General features: G+C 71.2%; 14 protein-coding genes. 13 read left to right on the top strand and 1 reads right to left on the bottom strand.

The window, feature by feature from the left end; genetic code table 11:
- Nucleotides 1-30: 30 nt before the first annotated feature.
- Nucleotides 31-567 (bottom strand): HNH endonuclease, encoded by a 537-nt coding sequence (locus ACFYPA_RS11175; RefSeq protein WP_359085213.1) that lies wholly within the window; start codon nucleotides 565-567, stop codon nucleotides 31-33.
- Nucleotides 568-933: 366 nt separating this feature from the next.
- On the opposite strand from ACFYPA_RS11175, the gene ACFYPA_RS11170 reads away from it, so the two are divergent.
- The 13 genes from ACFYPA_RS11170 (at nucleotide 934) to ACFYPA_RS11110 (ending at nucleotide 18960) form a co-directional block, all read left to right on the top strand.
- Nucleotides 934-2004, top strand: coding sequence for a mechanosensitive ion channel family protein (locus ACFYPA_RS11170; RefSeq protein ID WP_359085214.1), 1071 nt, complete (start codon nucleotides 934-936; stop codon nucleotides 2002-2004).
- A gap of 295 nt (nucleotides 2005-2299) precedes the next feature.
- Entirely contained in the window at nucleotides 2300-3523 is a 1224-nt protein-coding gene (locus ACFYPA_RS11165) for an ROK family transcriptional regulator (protein WP_359085215.1), read from the top strand.
- 110 nt (nucleotides 3524-3633) lie between these two features.
- Nucleotides 3634-4971, top strand: coding sequence for an ABC transporter substrate-binding protein (locus tag ACFYPA_RS11160; RefSeq protein WP_389131227.1), 1338 nt, complete (start codon nucleotides 3634-3636; stop codon nucleotides 4969-4971).
- 10 nt (nucleotides 4972-4981) lie between these two features.
- Nucleotides 4982-5923 (top strand): carbohydrate ABC transporter permease, encoded by a 942-nt coding sequence (locus tag ACFYPA_RS11155; protein WP_389131225.1) that lies wholly within the window; start codon nucleotides 4982-4984, stop codon nucleotides 5921-5923.
- Nucleotide 5924: 1 nt separating this feature from the next.
- Nucleotides 5925-6827: a carbohydrate ABC transporter permease gene (locus ACFYPA_RS11150; RefSeq protein ID WP_359085218.1), complete on the top strand. Its 903-nt coding sequence runs from the start codon at nucleotides 5925-5927 to the stop codon at nucleotides 6825-6827.
- Between the two features lie 3 nt (nucleotides 6828-6830).
- The gene (locus ACFYPA_RS11145) at nucleotides 6831-8096 is read left to right on the top strand and encodes a 6-phospho-beta-glucosidase (protein ID WP_389131222.1); all 1266 of its coding nucleotides are present in this window, start codon (nucleotides 6831-6833) and stop codon (nucleotides 8094-8096) included.
- The gene (locus ACFYPA_RS11140) at nucleotides 8087-9061 is read left to right on the top strand and encodes a BadF/BadG/BcrA/BcrD ATPase family protein (RefSeq protein WP_359085932.1); all 975 of its coding nucleotides are present in this window, start codon (nucleotides 8087-8089) and stop codon (nucleotides 9059-9061) included. The genes ACFYPA_RS11145 and ACFYPA_RS11140 overlap by 10 nt, the downstream gene beginning before the upstream one ends.
- A 336-nt stretch (nucleotides 9062-9397) precedes the next feature.
- Entirely contained in the window at nucleotides 9398-10798 is a 1401-nt protein-coding gene (locus ACFYPA_RS11135; RefSeq protein WP_389131219.1) for a hypothetical protein, read from the top strand.
- Nucleotides 10799-10809: 11 nt separating this feature from the next.
- Nucleotides 10810-11859: a glutamate ABC transporter substrate-binding protein gene (locus tag ACFYPA_RS11130; RefSeq protein WP_359319275.1), complete on the top strand. Its 1050-nt coding sequence runs from the start codon at nucleotides 10810-10812 to the stop codon at nucleotides 11857-11859.
- 98 nt (nucleotides 11860-11957) lie between these two features.
- Complete coding sequence (locus ACFYPA_RS11125; RefSeq protein ID WP_359085930.1) at nucleotides 11958-13292, top strand: hypothetical protein; 1335 nt, start codon at nucleotides 11958-11960, stop codon at nucleotides 13290-13292.
- 94 nt (nucleotides 13293-13386) lie between these two features.
- Entirely contained in the window at nucleotides 13387-16212 is a 2826-nt protein-coding gene (locus tag ACFYPA_RS11120) for a tetratricopeptide repeat protein (protein WP_359085929.1), read from the top strand.
- Entirely contained in the window at nucleotides 16209-17507 is a 1299-nt protein-coding gene (locus tag ACFYPA_RS11115) for a PP2C family serine/threonine-protein phosphatase (protein WP_359085935.1), read from the top strand. The genes ACFYPA_RS11120 and ACFYPA_RS11115 overlap by 4 nt, the downstream gene beginning before the upstream one ends.
- Nucleotides 17508-17607: 100 nt before the next feature.
- A complete protein-coding gene (locus ACFYPA_RS11110) occupies nucleotides 17608-18960 on the top strand; it encodes a VWA domain-containing protein (RefSeq protein WP_359085928.1) in 1353 nt (450 codons plus the stop codon).
- The last annotated feature ends 20 nt before the right edge of the window (nucleotides 18961-18980 follow it).

Raw genomic sequence — 18980 nt, 5'->3', positions numbered from 1 at the left:
ACGCCGGTACGACGGCAGAGGCCCGGGTTCTCAGGCTGAGATGCCGTCGATCCGGGCCATCGCGTCGTCCGCGCCGAACGGTTGCAAGTAGGGCAGCCAGCGCGGATCCCGGTGGCCCGTGCCGATGATCCGCCAGGCCAGCCCGGTCGGCGGTGCGGGCTGCTGGTTCAGCCGCCAGCCGAGCTCGGGCAGGTGGCGGTCGGCCTTGACGTGGTTGCAGCGGCGACAGGCCGCCACGACGTTGTCCCAGGCGTGCTGTCCGCCGCGGCTGCGCGGGATGACGTGGTCGACGCTGGTCGCGGCGGCGCCGCAGTACATGCAGCGCCCGCCGTCCCGGGCGAAGAGCGCCCGCCGGGTCAGCGGGACGGGCCCCCGGTAGGGGACGCGCACGAACCGTTTCAGGCGGACGACGCTGGGTGCCGGGACCGCACGGGTGGCACTGTGCATGAAGGCGCCGGACTCCTCGAGGCAGATGGCCTTGTTCTCGAGGACGAGGACGAGCGCGCGGCGGAGCGGTACGACGCCGAGCGGCTCGTACGACGCGTTGAGAACCAGGACATGCGGCACGTGGACGCCTCCTTGTACGCCGGCGGCGCGTGGCTCGCGCCGGGACGATCCGGTCTCAGTCTCCCCTCCTGCCTGGTCATAGCGCCACCACGTGCGGGTAACGGGCCGGAAGGATTTTTCTCCGGCTGCCGTGGCGCCCGTACGACGGCACGCGCCGGAACTGGCCCTTTCGGGGGCCTGCCGCCGCGCTCATGCCCGGTGTGCGATCGGCCACAGGCCGCCCGCCCACCGCCCTGGCCGGGTGGGCCCCTTACCCCTCCCATATCCCCGGGTGAGACGCGTCTCTCCCCTCGATCACGGCAACGGAGCATTCCGGATGCCCCGTTAGTGTGGTTGTTCAGCGCTCGCCCAACTGGAGGTTTCGCCGTGTCCCTGTCCGCCCTGTTGGCCGCAGCACCGTCGCCCGAGCCGGGTGGCTCGCTGGACGAAGCCGCGAAGCAGGCCGGCAACGCCGCGAGCTGGGTCGAGGAGAACTGGTCCACCTGGCTGAACACCGGTCTGCGGATCGTGCTCATCGCCGCCATCGCGATCGCTTTGCGCATCGCCGTCCGCCGGACGCTGACCAAGCTCATCGAGCGCATGAACCGCAGCGCCCAGGCCGTGGAGGGCACCGCGCTCGGCGGCCTGCTGGTCAACGCGGAACGGCGCCGGCAGCGCTCGGAGGCGATCGGCTCCGTACTCCGTTCGGTGGCCTCGTTCCTGATCCTCGGCACGGCCGCCCTGATGATCCTGGGCGCGTTCGAAATCAATCTGGCCCCGCTGCTGGCCTCCGCGGGGGTCGCCGGTGTGGCGCTCGGCTTCGGTGCGCGCAACCTGGTCACCGACTTCCTGTCCGGTGTCTTCATGATCCTTGAGGACCAGTACGGCGTCGGCGACTCGATCGACGCGGGCGTCGCCTCCGGCGAGGTCATCGAGGTCGGCCTGCGGGTCACCAAGCTGCGCGGTGACAACGGCGAGATCTGGTACGTCCGCAACGGCGAGGTGAAGCGGATCGGCAACCTCAGCCAGGGCTGGTCCACCGCCGGCGTCGACGTCCAGGTACGCCCCACGGAGGACCTCGACCGGGTCCGTACGGTGATCACCGAGGCCGCCCAGCTGATGGCCAAGGACGACCCGTGGACCGAGCGCCTGTGGGGCCCGGTGGAGATCCTGGGCCTCGACAGCGTCCTGCTGGACTCGATGACGGTCCGGGTGACGGCGAAGACGATGCCGGGCAAGGCGCTGGGCGTGGAGCGCGAGCTGCGCTGGCGCATCAAGCGCGCCTTCGACGAGGCGGGCATCCGCATGGTCGGCGGCATCCCGGCCCAGCCGGACGAACCCTCGGCCGCCGACCCGACGGCGGGGATGGCCGCCCCGTCGGCGTACGCCTCCGCCACCTCGCCCCAGTCCCTGGCGGCGACCCCGATACCTCCGGTGACGCCGAGCATCACGAAGTAGCGCGCGGCCGCACACCGCACGTATGAGGGGCACCCTGGTCCTCGTGGGGTGCCCCTCATACGCGTGGCGGGCGAAGTGACGTAGGTGTCCCCGATGGTGGTCCCCCCACGCCCGAAGAGTTCACCCACAAGTGGAATCGGGGGCACCGGCACGGTTGCCGGCCGTCGCCACCGCCCCGCCCAGGTAACGCTTTGGCTTCCACCGCGGCGCAGGCCATTGACGCCCCGGTGACGCGCGCCCTACGGTCCTCCCACCGAATAGGAAACTTTCCTAACAGAGGGTTGGTGCAGTGACCATGGCCGGAACCACACCGGGCACCCCCCGCGTTCTGCGCGCCATGAACGACCGCGCCGCCCTCGATCTGCTCCTGGAGCACGGGCCCCTGTCGCGGACCCGGATCGGGAAGCTGACCGGGCTCTCCAAGCCCACCGCCTCCCAGCTGTTGGCCCGGCTGGAGGCGGCCGGGCTGGTCGTCGCGACCGGGACCGCCGCCGGGCGGCCGGGGCCCAACGCGCAGTTGTACGCCGTCAACGCGTCCGCCGCCCATGTCGCGGGGCTCGACGTGAACGCCCAGCGGATCGTCGCCGCCGTCGCCGATGTGACGGGCGCGACCGTCGGGGAGTTCGAGCTGCGGACCCCCGGGCGGCGCGCCGACAGTGTGGTGCGCCAGGTGGCGGACGCGCTGGACGGGGCCGTCAAGGAGGCCGGGCTGACCCGGTCCGATGTGCACCGGGTCGTCATCGGCACACCGGGCGCGTTCGACCCGGGCACGGGCCGGCTGCGGTACGCCTCGCACCTGCCCGGCTGGCACTCCCCCACCCTGCTGGACGAGCTGGCGGCCTTCCTGCCGATGCCGGTGGAGTACGAGAACGACGTGAACCTCGTCGCGGTGGCCGAGCAGCGGCTCGGCGCGGCGCGGGGGCACGAGGACTTCGTGCTGCTGTGGAACGAGGAGGGCCTCGGCGCCGCCCTCGTCATCAACGGCCGGCTGCACCGCGGCTTCACCGGCGGTGCCGGCGAGGTCGGCTTCCTCCCGGTGCCCGGCGCCCCGCTGGTCCGCCAGGTCACCAAGGCGAACGCGGGCGGCTTCCAGGAGTTGGCGGGTGCCCAGGTCCTGGCGAGGCTCGCCCGTGAGCTCGGCATCGACGACGAGGCGGTGCGCGGTCCGGGCACCCATCACGAGATCGCGGCCGAACTGGTGGGCCGGGCGGCCGCGGCCGTGGAGCGGGGCGAGGGCGGGCCGTACGGCCGGCTGCTCGATCTGTTCGCCACCGGTCTGGCCACCGGTCTCGCCTCCATGGTCGCCGTCCTGGACCCCGAGGTCGTCGTGCTGTCCGGTGAACTGATCGCGCGCGGCGGAGAACCGCTGCGCGGCCGGGTGGCGGCCGAGCTCGCCGAACTGGCGGCGTCCCGGCCACGGCTGATCACCGGCCGGGTGACACACCGGCCCGTCCTGCGCGGAGCGCTGGAGAGCGCGCTCGCCACCACCCGCGACGAAGTCTTCGACACCTCGCGCTGATCCCCGCACGCCCACGTACCGCACCGAGCCCCGCGTGCACGTACACGCGACCCCGCACGCCCCCGTGCACCCCCTTTCCCCGTCCCAACCCTTCATCGGGAGACATCGCCATGTCCGGAAACCGCCGGAAGCCGGCCGTCGCACTCGCCGCGACCGCCGCGATAGCCCTGTTCGCCTCCGCCTGTACCGGGCAGAGCAGTTCCGGTGCCAGTGATGACGCGTCCAAGGAGACGACCATCAACTTCTGGCACGGCTGGAGTGCCCCGGGCGAGGTCAAGGGCATTCAGGCCACCATCGACGCCTTCGAGAAGGCACACCCCAACATTCATGTGAAGGTCGTCGGCAACATGACCGACGACAAGATCAACCAGGCGCTCCGCGCGGGTGGTTCCAAGGCGCCGGACGTCGTCTCGTCGTTCACCACGAACAACGTGGGCAAGTTCTGCGAGTCGAAGGCCTTCGTCGACCTCAACCCGTTCCTGAAGAAGGACGGGATCGACGCGGACGCGACCTTCCCGAAGGCGATGAACGAGTACACGCAGTTCGACGGGGTGCGCTGCACGGTGCCGCTGCTGGGTGACGCGTACGGGCTCTACTACAACAAGGACGCCTTCGAGGACGCGGGCATCACGAGCCCTCCGAAGACCTGGTCCGAGTTCGCCGCCGACGCCGAGAAGCTGACGAAGGCCAAGGGCGACTCGTACGAGCAGCTCGGCGTCATGCCGAACTACCACGGCTACGAGTCGACGACCGAGCACTACCTCGGTGGCTGGAATCCGACGTACTTCGACGCGGACGGCAAGTCGAACATCGCCAAGGACCCCGCGTTCGCCGCGATGCTCAGCAACCAGAAGAAGCTGGTCGACTCGCTCGGCGGTTACCGGAAGCTGGAGAAGTTCCGTACGGGATTCGGTGACGAGTGGGGCGCGAAGCACCCGTTCCACACCGGTCAGGTGGCCATGCAGCTGGACGGCGAGTGGCGGCTGGGCATGGCCGAGGACAGCAAGCCGGAGTTCGAGATCGGCGTGGCCCCCATGCCTGTCGCCGACGACGAGGCCGACACGTACGGCAAGGGCTATCTGACCGGCACCATCGCCGGAATCGCCGCCACCTCCGAGAAGCAGAACGCCGCATGGGAGCTGGTGAAGTTCATGACGACCGACACCGACGCGGTGGTGAACTTCGCCAACGCCATCCACAACGTGCCGTCCACGCTGGCAGCGCTGAAGTCGCCGAAGCTGAAGTACGACCCGCGCTTCAAGACCTTCCTGGACATCGCCGCCAACCCGGAGTCCACCACCACCCCGCCCTCGGTGAACGGCGGCGCGTACCTGACGTCCCTGCAGAACCTCGGCTTCGAAGTCGAGAAGGGCACCCAGAAGGACATCGCGGCAGGCCTGGAGAAGACCGCGAAGGAAATCGACGCAGCCATCGCACAGGCGAAGTAGAGCCGACGCGATGAGCACGTACACACTCCGTTCGAAGCGCCGCCGCTCGGCGCTCCGGACAGCGGCCTTCATGTCGCCGTGGCTGATCGGGTTCTGCGTCTTCTTCGCCTACCCGCTGATCTCCACGCTCTACTTCTCCTTCACCAGCTACGACGGCTTCAGCGCCCCGGAGTTCAGCGGGCTGAAGAACTGGTCGTTCGTCTTCAACGACTACCCGCTGTTCTGGCCGGCCCTGCGCAACACGCTCTGGCTGGTCTTGGTCATGGTCACCTGCCGGGTCGTGTTCGGACTCGGCGTCGGCCTGCTGATCACCAAGATCAAGACGGGTGCCGGCGTCTTCCGGACGCTCTTCTACCTGCCCTACCTGGCCCCGCCGGTCGCCGCCACGCTGGGCTTCGTCTTCCTGCTCAACCCGGGTACGGGACCGGTGAACTCGATCCTCGGCGACCTCGGGATGGGGACCCCCGGCTGGTTCACCGACGCCACCTGGTCCAAGCCGGCGCTCACGGCCCTCGCGGTATGGGGGGTGGGCGACCTGATGGTGATCTTCATGGCCGCGCTCCTCGACGTACCGAAGGAGCAGTACGAGGCGGCGGAGCTGGACGGGGCGAACCCGTACCAGCGGTTCCGCTTCGTCACGCTGCCGAACATCTCGCCGATCATCATGTTCGCCGTGGTCACCGGCATCATCCAGACGATGCAGTACTACACCCAGCCACTCGTGGCCGGGAAGGTCGCCTCCGGTGTCATGGGCGGCTCCGGGCAGCAGTTCGAGCCGGGCTATCCCGACAAGTCGACACTGACGCTTCCGCAGCTGGTCTACAACCTCGGTTTCCAGCGCTTCGACTACGGCTCCGCCTGTGTGGTCGCGCTCGTTCTCTTCGTCCTCGCCATGGCGTTCACCGCACTGCTGATGCGGCGCCGCGGCGGACTGATCCAGGCAGGTGAGTGACGTGGCGCAGGTTCTCGACACCCCGAATGCCGCGGGCCCGGTGAGTGACCCCGTCACCCCGGCGGAGCGGATCGCACGACGCAAGTCACTGCTGCACTGGATCGCCGTGCACTCGCTCGGCGTCGCGGCCGCGCTCTTCTTCGTGCTGCCGTTCGTCTTCCTCTTCCTCACCTCGCTGATGAGCGACCAGCAGGCACTGACGCGTGACCTGTGGCCGCACCCCTTCGAGTGGAGCAACTACAAGGACGTGTTCCACACCCCGGGCTTTCTGACCTGGTGGAGGAACACCCTGCTGTACGCGGGTCTGGGCACCGTTCTCACGGTGGTGTCCTCGCTGCCCGTGGCGTACGCGCTCGCCAAGTTCCGCTTCCGCGGCCGGCACCTGTCGCTGATGCTCGTCATCTCGATGATGATGCTGCCGCCGCAGGTCGTCGTCATCCCGATGTACCTGTTCTGGGCCAAGCAGCTGGACATGTCCGGCACGCTCTGGCCACTGATCATCCCGATGGCGTTCGGCGACGCGTTCTCCATCTTCCTGCTGCGGCAGTTCCTGCTGACCATCCCCAACGAGTACCTGGACGCGGCGAAGGTCGACGGCTGCGGCGAGTTCCGCACCCTGCTGCGCGTCGTGATCCCGATGGCCAAGCCGGGTATCGCCGCCGTCGCCCTCTTCCAGTTCTTCTACGCCTGGAACGACTACTTCGGCCCGCAGATCTACGCCTCCGAGAACCCGGCGGCCTGGACCCTGAGTTACGGACTGGAGTCCTTCAAGGGCGCACACCACACCGACTGGAACCTGACCATGGCCGCGACCGTTCTGGTCATGGCCCCTGTGATCGTCGTCTTCTTCTTCGCACAGAAGGCCTTCGTCGAAGGCGTCACACTCACCGGAGTAAAGGGCTGATTGATGAAGCTCGCAGTAGTGGGTGGCGGGTCCACCTACACACCTGAACTGATCGATGGTTTCGCACGGCTGCGGGACACCCTGCCGGTCGAGGAGCTCGTGCTCGTCGACCCGGCGGCCGACCGGCTCGAACTCGTCGGCGGCCTCGCCCGGCGGATCTTCGCCAAACAGGGCCACCCGGGCAGGATCGTCACCACCTCGGACATCGACGCGGGCGTCGCCGACGCCGACGCGGTCCTGCTCCAGCTGCGCGTGGGCGGCCAGGCCGCCCGCAACCAGGACGAGACCTGGCCGCTGGAGTGCGGCTGCGTCGGCCAGGAGACCACCGGAGCCGGCGGCCTCGCCAAGGCCCTGCGCACCGTCCCCGTCGTCCTCGACATCGCCGAACGCGTCCGGCGCGCCAACCCGGACGCCTGGATCATCGACTTCACCAACCCGGTCGGCATCGTCACCCGGGCACTGCTCCAGGCCGGCCACAAGGCCGTCGGCCTGTGCAACGTGGCGATCGGCCTCCAGCGCAAATTCGCAGCTCTGCTCGACGTGACCCCCGGCGAGGTGCACCTCGACCACGTCGGCCTCAACCACCTCACCTGGGAGCTCGGGGTACGCCTCGGCGGCCCCGCGGGCGAGAACGTACTGCCGCGCCTCATCGCCGAACACGGCGACGCCATCGCGGACGACCTGCACATGCCGCGGGCGGTCGTCGACCGGCTCGGCGTCGTCCCCTCGTACTACCTGCGGTACTTCTACGCACACGACGAGGTCGTACGGGAACTCGCCACCAAGCCGTCCCGGGCGGCCCAGGTCGCCGCGATGGAGAAGGAACTCCTCGCCATGTACGGAGACCCGGCACTGGACGAGAAGCCCGCACTGCTCGCCAGACGCGGCGGCGCCTTCTACTCCGAGGCAGCCGTCGACCTGGCGGCCTCGCTGCTCGGCGGCGGCGGCTCCACGCACCAGGTGGTCAACACGTACAACAACGGCACGCTGCCGTTCCTGCCGGACGACGCGGTCATCGAGGTGCAGGCGAAGGTCGACGGGACGGGCGCGACGCCTCTGGCCGTGCCGGAGCTCGACCCGCTGTACGCCGGTCTGATCGCCAACGTGACGGCGTACGAGGACCTGGCGTTGGAGGCCGCTCTGCGCGGCGGCCGCGACCGGGTGTTCAAGGCACTGCTCGCGCACCCCCTGATCGGCCAGTTCGAGTACGCCGAAGCTCTCACCGACAAGCTTCTCGCGCACAACCGGGAGCACCTCGCGTGGGCATGAACGGTTCGGTCCTCGCGATCGACGCGGGGAACAGCAAGACCGATGTGGCACTAATCGGTGAGGACGGCAGCGTGCTGTCCACGGCCCGCGGCGGCGGCTTCCAGCCGCCGGTGGTCGGTATCGGTACGGCCGTGGACGTGCTCGGCGCGGCGGTGGAACAGGTGCTGGACGCGGCCGGTGCGGACGCCGGGTCCGTCGCCCATGTGTCCGCCTGCCTGGCCAACGCCGATCTGCCGGTCGAGGAGGAACAGTTGACCGAGGCCCTGTACGCCCGGGGCTGGGGCCGCACGGTGGAGGTGCGCAACGACACCTTCGCGATCCTGCGGGCCGGGGCGGACGAGCCGCGCGGGGTGGCCGTGGTGTGTGGTGCGGGGATCAACTGCGTCGGCATGGTGCCGGACGGGCGGACCGCTCGCTTCCCCGCGATCGGCCGGATATCGGGCGACTGGGGCGGCGGTTCGGGGCTCTCCGAGGAGGCGATGTGGTTCGCCTCGCGCGCCGAGGACGGCCGCGGTGAGCCGACGGAGCTGGCCCGTACGCTGCCGGCGCACTTCGGTCTCGCCTCGATGTACGCGCTGATCGAGGCGCTGCACCTGGGCCGGATCGCCCCGGAGCGGCGGCATGAGCTGTCACCGGTGCTGTTCGCGACCGCCGCGGCCGGTGACGCGGTGTCGCGCGGGCTGGTGGACCGGCTGGCCGAGGAGGTCGTGGCGCTGTCCTCGGTCGCGCTGTCCCGCCTCGGACTGCTCGGGGAGGAGACGCCGGTGGTACTGGGCGGCAGCGTGCTGGCCGCCGGGCACCCGCAGTTGGACGACCGGATCACCGAACTCCTCGCCGTACGCGCCCCCAAGGCCGTGGCGCGGGTGATGCGCGAGTCCCCGGTGCTGGGCGCCGGGCTGCTGGGCCTGGACCACACCGGCGCGGCGCCCCGGGTGCACGCAAGGCTGCGGGCGCAGTACGTCTGAGGGTTGGACGCACGGGGGTGTCAGAGGCGTCCCGTAGCCTTCGGGTTACGGGACGCCTTCCGCGTACGGGAACCGATCAGTTGTCCCGAACGTGTTCATGAGGGGGGAGATCGATTCGCTCGGGGGATTGCGCGGTCGATCGTCTTGATCGGCGGCGTCGGTCTTGATCGAATGCTGTGTGACTGCGGCTGATCACGGTGGCTGCTTCATGGACCGGTGCAGGATCCGGGCGTTCGCCATGTGGACGCCGGTCCCTGCGGCCATACTTCTGGCCGGGCGCCCATTCCTCGATCGGCCGGGGGGCGGGCCACCGTCAGTGACCGAGGGGGAGGTCAAGTGACATACCCGCCGAATGTGGGCCCGGCGCCGCACCATGCGCCGGAGCGGCAGCCCGTGCCGGTGGCCGTACCCGCGCCGTCGCCGCCCAGCACCCGGGCGGTCGTGACGGAGCGGCTGCGTGCCGCGGCGACCACCGAGCCGGGTCGGCTCCAGATCATCGGGGCCGTGCTCGCCCTGCTCGTCGTCGCGTTCGGGGCGGTGACGGCGTTCGAGATCAACGACCGCGCGGCGGCGGCGAACGACGTGGTGGAGCACAGCCAGCCGCTCAGCGCTACGGCGGCGAACATCTACCGCTCACTGGCCGATGCCGACGCGGCGGCCGCGAGCGGCTTCCTGGCCGGGCCGCAGGAACCGCGCCCGGTGCACGACCAGTACGTGAAGGACATCGACGACGCCTCCCGGCTGCTGGTGGAGGCCGCCGCCAACACGGACGCCTCGACGAAGTCCGGCCACGAGATCACCACGCTCAACGAGGGACTCCCGCGCTACACCGGCCTGATCGAGCGCGCCCGCGCCGCCAACCGGCAGGGCCTGCCGCTCGGCGGCGCCTATCTCCGGTACGCGAACCAGCAGATGACGAACGAGCTGCTGCCGGCCGCCGAGCGGCTGTACACGGCGGAGACGGACCGGCTCGACCAGGACTACCGGTCCGCACGGACATGGCCGTTCTTCTCCCTCCTCGTCGGCGTCATCGCGCTGGCCGTGCTGTTCTGGGCGCAGCGGCACAACTACCGCAGGACGAACCGGGTGTTCAACCACGGCCTGCTCGCGGCGACCGCGGCGGCGACCGTGGTGCTGCTGTGGCTGGCGGTGGGGCACACGGTGGCCCGGGCCGATCTGGCCGAGGCCAACACGCACGGGCAGCAGTCCCTGGACGTGCTCAACCGGGCGCGCATCGACTCGCTGAAGGCGCGCTCCAGCGAGAACCTCACGGTGGTCGCCCGCGGTGCGGTGCTGACCGCGGACGGCAAGAGCGACAAGTACGAGACCGATTACGGCACGGGCATGAAGGCGCTCGGCGAAGAGCTGGGCAAGGCCGCGAAGCTCGCCGAGGACACCCACGACGCCGAGGGCGGCAAGCCGGTGGCCGATGCCATCGAGGCCGTCACCGAGTGGCAGGGCCGCCACCGGACCGCCCGCAAGACCGACGACGGCGGCGACTACGACACCGCGCTGGAGCAGATCATCGGGTCGGAGAACTCGACGGGTGAGTCCTTCAGCCGCGTGGACGAGGCTCTGCGGACGGCACTCGCCCACGAGCAGCGTGAGTTCACCCGGGCCGCCGAGGACGGGCGCGGGGCCCTGGGCGGGCTGCCGATCGGCGCCGCGGTCCTCGCGGTGCTGGGCGCGGTGGCGGCGATCCTCGGGGTCAACCGCAGGCTCTCGGAGTTCCGGTGACAGGGGGAGCGATGACAGCGAAGGACCCGAGGACGGGCCGCGGAGGCCGGCTGCGCGGCTGGGGCGGGGTGACCGCCATGGCCGCTGCCTGCGCGGTGACGGCGTCGCTGACCCTGCTGCCGCTCTCCCACGCCGGCAAGGACGGCTACGACGCGGAGGGGGCCGGGCCCGGGACGGCCCACGCCGTCCAGGCACGGGCCGACGACTGCGAGAACCCGGAGGCCAGCCTGCTGCCCGGCCTGGCGGAGGGCGACGCGATCAAGCGCATCAAGGACCGCGGCAAGCTGATCGCCGGCGTCGACCAGAACAGCTTCCAGTGGGGCTTCCGCAACCCGGCCTCCGGAAATCTCGAAGGCTTCGACATCGACCTGGTGCGGGCCATCGCCAAGGACATCCTGGGCAGCCCGGACAAGGTGATCTTCCGGGCGATCCCCACCAACCAGCGCATCGCCGCACTGGAGAACGACAAGGTCGACGTCGTCGTGCGGACGATGACGATCAACTGCTCCCGCCTGGACCAGGTGTCTTTCTCCACGGCCTACTTCCAGGCAGGTCAGCAGGTCCTCGCACCGAAGGGGGGCCCGCAGGAGGGGAAGGCGATCACCGGCTTCAACTCCTCGCTGGCCGGCAAGCGGGTCTGCACCGCCGAGGGCTCCACCGCCTACGAGGCACTGCAGAAGGAGTCGTTCGGCTCCGTGTTCAAGGACGAGCACGACGGCAGCGCGGCCGACGAGGACAGGCTCACCGTCCCCAACCAGCTGGACTGCCTGGTGCGGCTCCAGATGGGCGAGGTCGACGCGATCGTCACGGACAACGCCCTCGCGGCCGGCCAGGCCGCCCAGGACCCGGCCGTGGAGCTCAAGGGCGCCCCGTTCACCACCGAGTTCTACGGCGTGGCCACGAAGAAGGGCGCCGCCGACCTGGTGTCCCGGGTCAACAAGGTGCTGGTCGACTACCGCGCCGGTGGTGCGGACAGTCCGTGGATGCAGTCGTACCGGAAGTGGCTGGAGGACGGACTGCCCGGGATATCGGCGCCACCGGCGCCCAAGTACCGGAGCTAGAGCCTGTTCCCGGCCGGCGAGCAACTGATGACCGGCCGGCGGTCGACAGCACTGATCCTGCCGGGCCCCGCCCGGCAGGAAGAGCGGAGAGGTGATCGATGGGCGTCGCGGGCCCCTTCCCCAGCTACGCGGCCCGGCCGCCCGGCCCCGTCATGGACCGGGACGAGGCCGACCGTGCGCTGGCCCGGCTCGGCGCGGAGCACGAGGCGATCGAGACCTCGCTCCTCGCCCTGCAGGACCACGCCGGGCGCCGGCTGCTCGAGGGCGCCGACCTCACGGGTGTCACCAAGGAGCGCTGGAGCGCCACGGAGCAGTCCATCACGCTGTTGTGGTCCTATTTCGACGCGTACGCGGGGGCCCTGAACCGCGCACGTGAGGTGCGGGCCCGGCGCCGTCAGCCCAACCGCGAGGACCTGGTGGCGCTCACCGAGCTGCTGCGCGGCCAGGGGGTGACGGTGGCGCACGCGGCCGCCGCCCACGATCCCTCGATCACCGGCCCGGCCCGGCTCTCGGAGCGCTTCACGCTGGAGGAGCTGGTCCACCGGATGAACGAGCTGTACGCGCGCTCGCTCGACATGGTCGTCGCCTCCGACTCCGTGTGGTCGGCGATGCCCGCCCGGATAGATCTGCTCGCCGCCGAGCTGCGCCGCACCCACTCGCTGGCGCACTCGGTGGGCGTACGGCCCGGGGAGCACCCGGCGGGCGACGACCTGGAGTCGATCGTCCAGGAGCTGGCCACGCTGCGCGTGCAGGTGATCTCGGACCCGCTGGCGTTCTGGCTGCCGGGGCCCGGCAGCTCGGCGCCGGGCGGCGGCCGCCCGGACACGACGCGCTACGACCGGGCGGCACGGGCGCTGGACGACGTGCGGCGGGAGGTCGAGGCGGTGCTCGCGGTCCGGCAGGACGCCGAGCAGCGCCTCGTCCAGCTGCGCGATGTCCTGTCCCGGGCGGACCGGACCCTGGCCGAGGCCAGGGCGGCGCGCGGTGAGGTGCTGGCGAAGATCGCCGCGTCCGAGGTGCCCGCGGTCAACGGGCCGCCGACGGCGCTCCAGGAGCGGCTGGCAGCCGCGTCGGAGTACCGCAGGCATGCCCAGTGGCACCGGCTCTCGCCGCTCCTGGAGTCCCTGGAGCTGCAGGCCGAGGAGGAGTTGCTGCGGGCCCGGGAGCAGTTGACGGCGGTCACGGCACCGTTGGCCGTCCGGGCGGAGCTGCGGGGCCGGCTCGACGCGTACAAGGCGAAGGTGGCCCGGCACGGCCTGGCGGAGGACCCGTTCCTCATCGAGCGGTACGACGCGGCGCGCCGGATGCTGTGGAGCGCGCCGTGTGATCTGCGGGTCGCCGCGCTGGCGGTGCAGCGCTATCAGGACGCGGCACTGGACCTGCTGGCCGGGCGCGGGCCGTCGGGCCCCGAGGACCGGTGGGGGCGACCGTGAGACGACCGGGGACCTCGGGTCACAGGGTGTGCGGGACGGGTAGTGACGGAGCATCGTGGCCGCCGCGGCGGCGGGGCGAACAGGGGGAATGACCATGAGTACGCAGTGCCAGCGCCCCGCGTGCGAGGGCAGTTACGAGGACATGGGCGGCGGTGAGCTGTACTGCGACACCTGCGGTCTGGCGCCGGTCGTCTCGCCGATGGGGTCTCCCCTGTCCGAGCGCGGCCGAGAACCCGGGAATGGCATGGTGAGCTCGCCGCCGACCGGGATCGCGGCCGGCGGCCGGGGCGGCAGGGGCAGCGACAGCGCTTCGGCGCGCAGCAGTTCGCAGGCGTCGTCGAGGGCCTCCTCGCGGTCCTCGTCGCGTTCGTCGACGTCGCGGCGGTCGGTGTCGGGGCGGCTCTCGCGCGCGCTGTCCGGGAGCGCCACGTCGCGTTCGGTCTCGGTGCGTTCCTCCGCAAGGTCGACCGGGTCCTCGGGCCGCAACCGGCTGGGCGCCGGGCTGGTGCTCGTACCGGATGTGCCGCGTCCCGATCCGCGCACCGCCGTGATGGAGAACCCGGAGGTGCCGGAGCGCAAGCGGTTCTGCTCGCGTTCGGACTGCGGGGCGCCGGTGGGCCGGGCGCGGGGCGAGCGGGCGGGGCGTACGGAGGGGTTCTGCACGAAGTGCGGCCACCCGTACTCCTTCGTGCCCAAGCTCCAGGGGGGCGACATCGTCCACGGCCAGTACGAGGTCGCGGGCTGTCTGGCGCACGGCGGGCTCGGCTGGGTCTACCTCGCGGTGGACCGGGCCGTGTCCGACCGGTGGGTGGTGCTCAAGGGCCTGCTCGACACCGGTGACCAGGACGCCATGGCGGCGGCCATCTCCGAGCGCCGCTTCCTCGCCGAGATCGAGCACTCCAACATCGTCCGGATCTACAACTTCGTCGAGCACCTCGACCAGCGGACCGGTTCGCTCGACGGTTACATCGTCATGGAGTACGTGGGGGGCAAGGCGCTCAAGGAGATCGCCAACGAGCGCCGTACCCCGGCCGGGAAGCGGGATCCGCTGCCGGTCGAGCAGGCGTGCGCGTTCGGCATCGAGGCGCTGGAGGCGCTGGGGCACCTGCACAGCCGCAACCTGCTGTACTGCGACTTCAAGGTCGACAACGCGATCCAGACCGAGGACCAGCTGAAGCTGATCGACATGGGCGCGGTGCGCAGGATGGACGACGAGGAGTCGGCCATCTACGGCACGGTGGGGTACCAGGCGCCGGAGGTCGCGGAGGCGGGCCCGTCGGTGGCCTCCGACCTGTACACGGTCGCGCGGACGCTTGCGGTGCTCACCTTCGACTTCCAGGGGTACACGAACGTCTTCGTGGACTCGCTGCCGGACCCGGACAACATCGAGGTGTTCCGTACCTACGAGTCGTTCTACCGGCTGCTGGTGCGGGCGACCGACCCCGATCCGGCGCGGCGGTTCGCGTCCGCCGCGGAGATGGCGGAACAGCTGACGGGTGTGTTGCGGGAGGTGGTGTCCCTGCAGACCGGGCGTCCGCGCCCGGCGCTGTCGACACTGTTCGGCGCGGAGCTGCGGGTCACCGACACGGAGCTGTTCACCCGCCGGACGGGTGAGGTCTCGCGTCTGGGGGCCAGATCGCCGGAGCCCGGCCGGGCCGGGCTCTTCGGGCGGCGGCGGAGCGGCAGAGCGCCCGCGGCGCCTCCTCCGCCCCCGCCGGCCGCGGTGGCGCCCCCCGGCGGTGTCCCGGGCGCCCTGCCCGCCGGTCCGCCCGCCGGATTCGCCGCGGGGGCCGGGCCGTTGCCCTCCACCACCACACACGTCCGCGGCGGCGCCCAGGGCGGCGCGGGGAACGGCACCCCGCTCCCGTACGCGCAGACCCCGGCGGCCATTCCGGCCCCCCGGGCCCCGCTCGCGAACCCGGGAGCCGTGCCGGGGCCGTACAACGCCAACGGCCCCCGGCCGGCCGGGCTCGATGTGCGAGCGACCTCGCTCGCGCTGCCCGTCCCCCGGGTCGACGCGAACGACCCCAACGCGGGTTTCCTCGCCGGGGTGATGGCGTCGGCACCCGCCGAACTGATCGCCGCACTGCAGGCCGTGCCGGCCGCCTCGCTGGAGACCCGGCTGCGGGAGCTGCGGGCCGCCCTGGAGATGAACGACCTCGGCGGCGCGACGCAGACCCTGACCGCGCTGGAGGCGAAGCACCCGGACGACTGGCGGGTGGTCTGGTACCGCGGGCTCACCTCCCTGGTGTCCGGGGACAAGGAGAACGCGGCGCTGTCCTTCGACGCGGTCTACGACGCCTTCCCCGGGGAGCCCGCGCCGAAGCTGGCGCTCGGCATCTGCGCGGAGGTCCTCGGGCAGCTGGACAACGCCGCCGAGTACTACCGGCTGGTGTGGATGACCGACCCGAGCTTCGTGAGCGCGGCGTTCGGCCTGGCCCGGGTGCAGCTCGCGGCCGGGGACCGGGTGGGCGCCGTCAGGACCCTGGAGTCGGTGCCGGAGGCGTCGATCCACTTCACGGCGGCCCGCGTCGCCGCGGTGCGGGCCCGGCTGCGGGAGCGGTCGCCGGACGAGCCCCTGATCACCGATCTGATGGCCGCCTCGGCGCAGATCTCCGGGCTGGCCGGACTGGGTTTGGACGCGGTGCGCCGCGAGCAGTTGTCGACCGAGGTGCTGGGGACGGCGCTGGACTGGGTACTCTCCGGTAGTCCCACGGCTCGCCCCTCGGACCCGCAGTCGGTTCCGTACGCGGGAGCGCAGGGGCCGAAGACGCTGCTCGGCAGTGAGCTGGACGAGCGCGGCCTGCGTTTCGGGCTGGAGCGGTCGTACCGGATGCTCGCCCGGCTCGCGGAGCCCGGTGACGAGAGGATCGAACTGGTGGAGCGGGCCAACCGCTTCCGCCCCCGAACGTGGGTGTGAACATGTCGCAGAAGCCACAGGAGACCGCCTTGTCCAGGTGTCCCAGCTGCGAGGAGCCGCTGGAGCCGGGGGATCTGTTCTGCGGTGCGTGCGGGTACGACCTGTCGGCCGTGCCCGAGCCGCCGCAGGACCGCCCGACGGTCGCCATCGCCACCCCGCCTGCGGAGTCCGCGCCGGGCACCGGCTTCGGGCAGGCCCCGGGCTCTCCCGCAGGCGCGGAGGCGTCGCCACCGCCGCCCGTCGGCGCCGTGCCGGCCACCCGGTCCGACGGGCCCGACGCGTCGGGCGACTTCGAGCTGGCCGCCCCCGCGGCCGCGGGGGCGGCGCCCGACCCCCGTACCTCACCCGACCCGGCTCCGGGCCCGTCGGCCGGTGCCAAGGTGTGTGTGGCCTGCCGGGCCGGCCGGGTCGACGACGACGGGTACTGCGAGAACTGCGGGCACGCCCAGCCCCGCGAGCGGGACCACATGGAGCAGGAGCTCGGTTCGGTCGCCGCCGTCAGCGACCGCGGGCTGCGCCACCACCGCAACGAGGACTCGTTCGCCGTGTCGACCACCGCGTTGCCGGACGGTTCGCCGGCCGTCGTCGCGATCGTCTGCGACGGGGTGTCGTCGGCCAGCCGGCCCGACGAGGCCTCGGCCGCCGCCACCCACGCCGCCAACGAGGCGCTGCTGGAGTCACTGCCGCGCGGTACGCACCCGCAGCAGGCGATGCACGAGGCGATCGTCGCCGCCGCCGAGTCGGTCAACCGGCTGGCGCAGGACCCCGCTCAGGCTCAGGAACCCGATCCGCACCGCCATCAGAACGCCCCGGCCTGCACCCTGGTCGGCGCCATCATGGCGAGCGGTCTCCTGGTCGTCGGCTGGGTCGGCGACAGCCGGGTGTACTGGGTGCCGGAGGACCGCACCAGCCCGCCGGCCCGGCTCACCGAGGACGACTCCTGGGCCGCGCAGATGGTCGCGGCCGGCCTGATGAACGAGGCGGAGGCGTACGCCGACGAGCGTGCCCACGCCATCACGGGCTGGCTCGGGGCGGACGCCTACGAACTGGAGCCGCACACCGCGTCGTTCAAACCGGACCGGTCCGGCATCGTCGTGGTCTGCACGGACGGCTTGTGGAACTACGCGGAGTCCGCGGCCGAAATGGCCGCCGCGGTGCCCGAGGACGCGTACGAACGGCCGCTGCACGGTGCCCAGGTGCTGGTGGGTCACGCGCTCGACGGCGGGGGCCACGACAACGTAACAGTGGCCCTGGTGCCGTTCGCCGTACCACCACAAGGGGCAGGATCCGCCTGAAGCGGCGGATGACTCCCGTTCCGTCCGTCCCCGCACCTCCGATGCCTTTGTCCGCACATCTGTCTTCATCTGACATGTGGAGCCTCAAGGAGCCGATCAGATGGCCAACTTCTCCAAGTCGAACGTGCCGCAGTTCTCCGTCGAGGTGTACCAGAACGAATACCTGCCCGAGGGCGGCCGTGAGGTCAACGGCATCATCACGGTCACCTCGACCGGGGGCGGCACCACCGGCGGCGTTCCGCTGACGGGTGCGGCTCCCTCTCACCTGCCGGGCGGGGCCACCGGAGCGGCGGTGGTGATCATGGTGGACTGCTCGGGCTCCATGGACTACCCGCCGACGAAGATGCGCAACGCCCGCGACGCGACGGCGGCGGCCATCGACACCCTGCGCGACGGCACCTCCTTCGCCGTGGTGGGCGGCACGCACGTGGCCAGGGAGGTCTATCCGGGCAACGGGCGGCTCGCCGTCGCCGACGCGCAGACCAAGGCCCAGGCGAAGGAGGCCCTGCGCCGGCTCAGCGCGGGCGGCGGTACGGCGATCGGGACCTGGCTGCGGCTGGCCGACCGGCTGCTCGGCGCCGCCGACGTGGAGATCCGGCACGGGATCCTGCTGACGGACGGGCGCAACGAGCACGAGGCCCCGGAGGACCTGCGGGCCGCGCTCGACGCGTGCGCGGGCCGGTTCACGTGTGACGCCCGCGGGGTCGGCACCGACTGGGAAGTGAAAGAGGTCACAGCGGTCGCCTCGGCACTGCTCGGTACGGCCGACATCGTCGCCGATCCTTCGGGGCTGGCCGCGGACTTCACGCAGATGATGGAGAACGCGATGGGCAAGGAGGTCGCGGACGTCGCGCTGCGGCTCTGGACCCCGGTCGGCGTGGAGATCAAGTTCGTGAAGCAGGTCGCGCCGACGGTGGCCGAGCTGACCGACCGCCGTACCGAGGCCGGGCCGCGCGCGGGCGACTATCCCACCGGTTCCTGGGGGGACGAGTCCCGCGACTACCACGTGTGCGTGCGGGTGCCGGAGGCCGCCGTCGGGCAGGAGATGCTGGCCGCGCGCGTCTCACTGATCCTCCCCGACCCGGCCGGCGGGGCGCCCCAGACGCTTTCGCAGGGCCTGGTACGGGCGGTGTGGACGGACGACATGGTGGCGTCGACCTCGATCAATCCGCAGGTCGCGCACTACACGGGACAGGCGGAACTGGCACAAGTCATCCAGCAGGGGCTCGATGCACGCAAGTCGGGAGACTTCGACGGCGCGACGGCCAAACTCGGCCGCGCGGTGCAGTTGGCATCGGCGTCCGGGAACGAGGACACTGCGAAACTGCTTTCGAAGGTGGTAGACGTCGTCGACGCGGCGACCGGTACTGTGCGACTGAAGGCGAAGGTCGCGGAAGCGGACGAGATGACACTCGAAACGCGCTCCACGAAGACGGTTCGCGTCAAGAAATAACCACATGTTCGCACTGATGA

The organism is Streptomyces sp. NPDC005775, assembly GCF_042871565.1.
Taxonomy (GTDB): domain Bacteria; phylum Actinomycetota; class Actinomycetes; order Streptomycetales; family Streptomycetaceae; genus Streptomyces.
Note: the sequence above shows the minus strand (reverse complement) of the source record. Positions and strands in the feature narration are given on the sequence as shown.

What these genes read in the sequence shown, in the direction of transcription:
- ACFYPA_RS11130 (WP_359319275.1), top strand. Translation starts at nt 10,810, where the DNA reads ATGACAGCGAAGGACCCGAGGACGGGCCGCGGAGGCCGGCTGCGCGGC.
- ACFYPA_RS11145 (WP_389131222.1), top strand. Translation starts at nt 6,831, where the DNA reads ATGAAGCTCGCAGTAGTGGGTGGCGGGTCCACCTACACACCTGAACTG.
- ACFYPA_RS11125 (WP_359085930.1), top strand. Translation starts at nt 11,958, where the DNA reads ATGGGCGTCGCGGGCCCCTTCCCCAGCTACGCGGCCCGGCCGCCCGGC.
- ACFYPA_RS11155 (WP_389131225.1), top strand. Translation starts at nt 4,982, where the DNA reads ATGAGCACGTACACACTCCGTTCGAAGCGCCGCCGCTCGGCGCTCCGG.
- ACFYPA_RS11110 (WP_359085928.1), top strand. Translation starts at nt 17,608, where the DNA reads ATGGCCAACTTCTCCAAGTCGAACGTGCCGCAGTTCTCCGTCGAGGTG.
- ACFYPA_RS11120 (WP_359085929.1), top strand. Translation starts at nt 13,387, where the DNA reads ATGAGTACGCAGTGCCAGCGCCCCGCGTGCGAGGGCAGTTACGAGGAC.
- ACFYPA_RS11160 (WP_389131227.1), top strand. Translation starts at nt 3,634, where the DNA reads ATGTCCGGAAACCGCCGGAAGCCGGCCGTCGCACTCGCCGCGACCGCC.
- ACFYPA_RS11165 (WP_359085215.1), top strand. Translation starts at nt 2,300, where the DNA reads ATGGCCGGAACCACACCGGGCACCCCCCGCGTTCTGCGCGCCATGAAC.